4 protein-coding genes and 1 pseudogene are annotated in these 6,444 nt (G+C 67.9%); 4 read left to right on the forward strand and 1 reads right to left on the reverse strand.

The window, feature by feature from the left end:
- Positions 1–231, reverse strand: a pseudogene (locus ACXN5W_RS30025) (endo-1,4-beta-xylanase); the annotation flags it as partial.
- A gap of 708 nt (positions 232–939) precedes the next feature.
- Between ACXN5W_RS30025 and chvE the strand changes: the two are divergent.
- From chvE to ACXN5W_RS30045, 4 genes are all read left to right on the forward strand, one after another.
- The gene (chvE, locus tag ACXN5W_RS30030) at positions 940–2,067 is read left to right on the forward strand and encodes a multiple monosaccharide ABC transporter substrate-binding protein (RefSeq protein ID WP_473161758.1); all 1,128 of its coding nucleotides are present in this window, start codon (positions 940–942) and stop codon (positions 2,065–2,067) included.
- A 106-nt stretch (positions 2,068–2,173) separates the two neighbouring features.
- Entirely contained in the window at positions 2,174–3,742 is a 1,569-nt protein-coding gene (gene mmsA, locus ACXN5W_RS30035; protein ID WP_473161761.1) for a multiple monosaccharide ABC transporter ATP-binding protein, read from the forward strand.
- Positions 3,739–5,001, forward strand: a complete 1,263-nt coding sequence (mmsB, locus tag ACXN5W_RS30040; RefSeq protein ID WP_473161759.1) for a multiple monosaccharide ABC transporter permease — start codon at positions 3,739–3,741, stop codon at positions 4,999–5,001. Before mmsA ends, mmsB begins: the two co-directional genes overlap by 4 nt.
- Positions 5,002–5,201: 200 nt before the next feature.
- Complete coding sequence (locus ACXN5W_RS30045) at positions 5,202–6,338, forward strand: glycoside hydrolase family 12 protein (RefSeq protein WP_473161760.1); 1,137 nt, start codon at positions 5,202–5,204, stop codon at positions 6,336–6,338.
- Positions 6,339–6,444: the final 106 nt, after the last annotated feature.

Below are 6,444 nucleotides of genomic sequence, written 5' to 3' on the forward strand. Positions count from 1 at the left end.
ATCCAGAATCGTGGTGTACTGCGACTGCGACAACTTCCCCGCCGCCACCGCCGCACCAAAATACCGATTCGTCTGCGCCGCCGCCGCACCCAACGTCGTCGCGGCACTGGCCGGAAGGGCGAACGCCAGCGTCAGTCCGGCGGCGGTCGCCGTGGCGGCGAGCGGTGGGAGGAGCCTTCTCGCCCACCGTCGGCGGCCGGGGAGTCTGCTCGTACGGTCTGACTCGGTCATCTTCTCGATGCCTTTCGGGTCGGGATCCGCGATCCTCCTGCTGAACGGAGCCGCACTCGGACGCGGATCGGGGCGGGCGGCCAGGTCGATGCCCTGGGGCGGTGGCGACCGGCTCCCGGACGCGGCGCCGAAGTCACGCCGGTCGGCATGACTTGTTAGCGAACACACCGCCGAGGTCGCGGTGTGGAGCTGGTGTTTGATGGATGTGTCGGGAACGTTAACATCGACGGTCGCGATATTGCTAGACGGTGTCGTGTACCGCAGGACGACTCTTGCGGAGTGACGTCCTTCAAAGTCCCATCGATCTTCGGCTCCGGCGGTGCCCGCTCCGACCGGAGCCCGGCATCGCCGGACACCCCTATCCGGAGAGTGACGGCGCCGGGCCGGCCGACCGGATTCCCCGGTCTCCGCCGGACCCCGTCGGTGGGCCCGCCACCGGACGGCGGCAGCGCACTGACCTGCACCGATCCGGTCCCGGCCGCCAGAGCACGCCCGTGTTACCCAAGCGTTACGCGACCCGCCGTTGACCACCACTTTGTTAGCGATAACACTGGGCGTCGCCGGCCTACCCGGACACCGTCACGCAGGTATCGGGTGCCCCTGGCCAACGTACGTGGCACCAGTAGGACAGGCCACGGACGCCACCAGGGCAACCGGCCGTGCGGCATCCGGCCGGAATCGGCCGTACCACGATGGGGAGGACAGCTGATGAAACTCGTACGGCTCACGGCGGTGGCCGGCGCGGTACTGCTCGCCACGGCGATGAGCGCCTGCGGGTCCAGCACCAAGACGGCGGACCAGAGTTCGAGCTCCGGTTCGAACGCTGGCGCGCTGGTCGGCGTCACCATGCCGAACAAGGTATCCGAACGCTGGGTGCACGATGGTGACAACGTGCGGTCGGCGCTGGAGAAGCTCGGCTACAAGGTCGACCTGCAGTACGCGGAGGACGACATCCCGACCCAGGTCAACCAGGTCGAGAACCAGATCACCAAGGGCGCGAAGCTGCTGATCATCGCCTCGATCGACGGCACCGCGCTGACCACCCAGCTACAGGAGGCCGGGGACAAGGGCGTCAAGGTCATCGCCTATGACCGGTTGATCCGCAACAGCCCGAACGTCGACTACTACACCACCTTCGACAACTTCAAGGTGGGCGTGCAGCAGGCCACCTCGCTGCTGGTGGGCCTCAAGCTCAAGAACGCCGACGGCACCGACGGCTCGGCCAAGGGGCCGTTCAACGTCGAGCTGTTCGCCGGATCGCCCGACGACAACAACGCCACCTTCTTCTTCAACGGCGCGATGTCGGTGCTCCAGCCGTACATCGACAAGGGCACCCTGGTGGTCAAGAGCGGCCAGAAGGACTTCAAGACCGTCGCGATCCTGCGGTGGAAGGCAGAGGTCGCCCAGGCCCGCATGGAGAACATCCTCACCAAGACCTACAGCGGCGGCGCCAAGGTCGACGGCGTGCTGTCGCCGTACGACGGCCTGTCCATCGGCATCCTGTCCGCGCTCAAGAGCAACGGGTACGGGACGAAGGGTCAGCCCTACCCGGTGGTCACCGGACAGGACGCCGAGCTGACCTCGGTCAAGTCCATCCTCAAGGGTGAGCAGTACTCCACCATCTACAAGGACACCCGCCAGCTCGCCGCGGTGACCGCCAAGATGGCCGACGAGGTGCTCAAGGGCCAGAAGCCCGAGGTCAACAACGAGAAGGACTACAACAACGGCAACAAGGTCGTTCCGTCGTACCTGCTGGAGCCGGTCATCGTGAACAAGGACAACTACAAGAAGGAACTCGTCGACACCGGCTACCTCACCGAGGCGCAGCTGCAGTAGGACTCGCCGACTCGGGTCGGCCGTCGGGAGCGCAAGCCCGACGGCCGACCCGACTCGCACATCGAGACCGATCGGCCGATGGGGGGCCACCAGCATGACCGACCACATTCTCCAGATGCGCGGCATCACCAAGACGTTTCCGGGCGTCGCCGCGCTCTCGGACGTCTCGCTCGCGGTACGCCGGGGCGAGATCCACGCCATCTGCGGCGAGAACGGCGCGGGCAAGTCGACACTGATGAAGGTGTTGTCCGGGGTTTATCCGCACGGCAGCTACGACGGCGAGATCACCCTCGACGGGCAGCCCTGCGAGTTCCACGGCATCCGGGACAGCGAGCGGCGCGGCATCGTCATCATCCACCAGGAACTGGCGCTGTGCCCGCAACTGTCCATCGCGGAGAACATCTTCCTCGGCAACGAGCGGGCGACCCGCGGCCTGATCAACTGGCACCGCACCAACCACGAGGCCGCCAGCCTGCTCGCCCGGGTCGGGCTGCGGGAGAACCCGGTCACGCCGGTGCTGGACATCGGCGTCGGCAAGCAGCAGCTCGTGGAGATCGCCAAGGCGCTCTCCAAGGAGGTCCGCCTGCTCATCCTCGACGAGCCGACGGCGGCACTCAACGACGACGACTCCGCGCACCTGCTCAACCTGCTCCGCGGGTTGCGGGACGAGGGCATCACCTGTGTGATCATCTCGCACAAGCTCAACGAGATCGCCGAGATCGCCGACTCGATCACCATCCTGCGGGACGGCCGGCTGGTCGAGACGCTCGACATGCAGACCGACACCGTGACCGAGGAGCGGATCATCGCCGGCATGGTGGGCCGGGACCTCGACCACCGTTTCCCGCCACACGAGTCGCGGGTCGGCGATGAGGCGCTGCGGATCGAGGACTGGACGGTGCACAGCCCGACCCAGCGGGGCCGGGTCGTGGTCGCGAACGCCAACCTCGTGCTGCGCCGGGGCGAGATCGTCGGTCTCGCCGGGTTGATGGGCGCCGGCCGGACCGAGCTGGCGATGAGCGTCTTCGGCCGGGCCTACGGCACCGGCATCTCGGGCCGGGTGGTCAAGGACGGCAAGGAGATCACCCTGCACTCGGTCGCTGACGCGATCACGCACGGCATCGCGTACGTCACCGAGGACCGCAAGCGGTACGGTCTCAACCTGATCGACGACATCAAGCGCAACGTCTCCGGTGCCGGACTGTCCAAGCTCGCCCGCGCGGGCTGGGTCGACGGCAACAAGGAGTTCCAGGTCGCCGAGCAGTTCCGCGGCAGCATGGGTATCAAGGCGCCGAGTGTGCTCAGCATCGCCGGCAAGCTCAGCGGCGGCAACCAGCAGAAGGTGGTGCTGTCCAAGTGGATCTTCACCGATCCCGATGTGCTGATCCTGGACGAGCCCACCCGCGGCATCGACGTCGGCGCGAAGTACGAGATCTACACGATCATCAACCGGCTCGCCGACGAGGGTAAGGCCGTGCTGGTCATCTCGTCCGAGCTGCCCGAGTTGCTCGGCCTCTGCGACCGCATCTACACCCTCGCGGCCGGGCGGGTGACCGGGGAGGTCGACCGGGCCGACGCCACTCAGGAACGCCTCATGCAGCTGATGACCCAGGGAACCCAGTTGACCTCCCCGGGAACGGCCGACGACAAGGGAACAGGAGCAGCTCCGCGATGAGCAGTGTCGCACCCACCAACAGCGCGGTTCCGGCCGAAGCGCCCGAGCTCGCCGGGCCGGCGGAACCGGGCGACGCCCCCCGTCGGGGGTTCTCCATCAATCTGCGGCAGAGCGGGATCTACGTCGCGTTCGCGCTGATCATCGCGCTCTTCTCGGTGCTCACCGACGGCGCCCTCCTGCAACCGCAGAACATCTCCAACATCATCGTGCAGAACTCGTACGTGTTGATCCTGGCCATCGGGATGATCCTGGTCATCATCGCCGGGCACATCGACCTGTCGGTCGGCTCGGTGATGGGGGTGACCGGCGCGGTCTCCGCGGTCCTGATGGTCGACCATCACATGTCCTGGCCGCTCGCCCTGGTGATCACGCTGGTGGTCGGCGCGGTGATCGGCGCCTGGCAGGGCTTCTGGGTCGCGTACTTCGGCATTCCCGCCTTCATCGTCACCCTGGCCGGCATGCTGCTGTTCCGGGCCCTCACCCTGACGGTGCTGGGCAACCAGGGCATCGGGCCGTTCCCGGACCAGGTACGCACGCTGTCGAACGGGTTCACCGAGGGCTACTTCGGCAACATCGGGCTCGGTCCGCTGGGCGGCGCCGACCTGTTCAGCCTGCTGGTCGGGGTGGCCGTGGTGGTCGGCCTGGTCGCCGCGCGCTGGCGGGACCGGGTGGCCCGGCTCGGCTACCAGCAGGCCGTCGAGCCGTTGCCGGTGTTCGTCTTCAAGCTGGCGCTGGCCGCCGTGGTGATCCTGACCGTGATCGTCCAGCTCGCCCGGTTCAAGAACCTGCCCTGGGTGCTGGTCCTGCTGGCGGCGCTGGTACTGGGGTACTCCCTGCTGACCAGCCGGGCGGTCTTCGGCCGGTGGATCTACGCGATCGGCGGCAACCTGCAGGCCGCCCTGCTGTCCGGGGTCCGGGTGCGGTCCGTGGTCTTCTGGATCTTCGTGAACATGGGGGTGCTCTCGGCCGTCGCCGGTGTGATCGCTTCGGGCCGGCTCAACCAGGCCAACCCGACGACCGGTTACCAGTCCGAGCTGGACGCCATCGCCGCGGCCTTCATCGGCGGCGCCGCCGTGCAGGGCGGTGTCGGCAAGGTGGTGGGCGCGATCACCGGTGGCCTCATCATGGGCGTCATCAACAACGGGATGTCCCTGATCGGTGCCCCCAGCGAGCGGGTCATGCTGGTCAAGGGCATCGTGCTGCTGGCCGCGGTCGCCTTCGACGTCTGGTCGAAGCGGCGCGCGGGCCTGGCACGCTGACCCGACCCCCGATCCGAACCAGCGGGTGTTCGGGGACGGCTCGCCTGGCGCGGGCCGTCCCCGAGCACCCGCTTCGGCGTTGTCCGCCACGCTTAGCTTTATCGAAGCGCTTCGATTAGTATGGGCCTCCCCGTCGACCGCCGCCGTGGCATCACGGCCAGCGGCGACGACCGTGACCACCTTTCCGGAAGGGGAATCCCATGCGCAGACAGACTCCCGTGGCAGCGGCCGCAGCGGTCGCGGTCGTGGCGATCGGGGCGAGCGTCAGCACCGCGCTGCCCGCGACCGCGGCCAGCGGCTGCACCGTCACCTACGCGGTCAGCAGCCAGTGGCCCGGTGGCTTCGGCGCCAACGTCAGCATCACGAACCTCGGTGACCCGATCAGCTCCTGGACGCTCACCTGGTCGTACTCGGGTGGGCAGCAGGTCACCCAGGCGTGGAACGCCACCGTCACCCAGAACGGCTCGCAGGTGACCGCGCGCAACGTCGGCTACAACGGTTCGCTCGCCACCAACGCGAGCGCGTCGTTCGGCTTCAACGGCTCGGCGACCGGCGGCAACCCGGCGCCGGCGAGCTTCAGCCTCAACGGCACCACCTGCACGGGCGGCGTGACCGGACCGACGGGCGGCCCGAGCCCCACCCCGTCCCGCACCACCAGCAGCCCGACGCCCCCGCCGACCAACGGCGTGCCGTCCGACGCCGCCTGGGTCGCCAGCGGGCAGTGGGACAACTGGACGAACAACGGATACACCCTCAGCAACGACGTGTGGGGCTCCGGCGCCGGCCCGCAGACCATCTGGGCGCGCACCGGCACCAACTGGGGCGTGGTGGCCAACCATCCGCGCACCAGCGGGGTGAAGTCGTACCCGCACACCGGAAAGACGCTCAACCGTACGCTCAGCTCGCTGCGCTCGGTGAGCAGCTCGTTCAACGTCTCGGTGCCGGGCGGCGGTGACTACGAGACCGCGTACGACATCTGGGCCAACAACAACGCCTACGAGGTCATGCTCTGGACCAACCAGGCCGGCGCGGTCGGTCCGATCGCCGACGCGTACGACGGGAACGGCGCGGTGCCCAAGTTCCGGAACCTGAGCCTCGGTGGCCAGACCTGGAACGTCTACCGCGGCTCCAACGGCAGCAACGCGGTCTTCTCGTTCGTCCGGATCGGCAACACCAACTCCGGCAACATCGACGTGCTGGCCGTGCTGAACTGGCTGCGTACCCAGGGCTGGTGGGGCGATGTCACGGTCGGCGACGTCCAGTTCGGCTTCGAGCTGAGCGGAACCGCCGGGCAGTCCAGCTTCGTCTGCAACAGCTTCGGCCTCTCGTACTCCTGATCGGGGCCCGGACGGCGGCTGGGGCACCAGGGAAGAGGTCCTGGCGGGACAACCTGGAGGGGGGGGTGAAACCGGGGCGACAAGGGGGGGAACCAACAACAAGAAT

The organism is Plantactinospora sp. A48 (assembly GCF_055793945.1).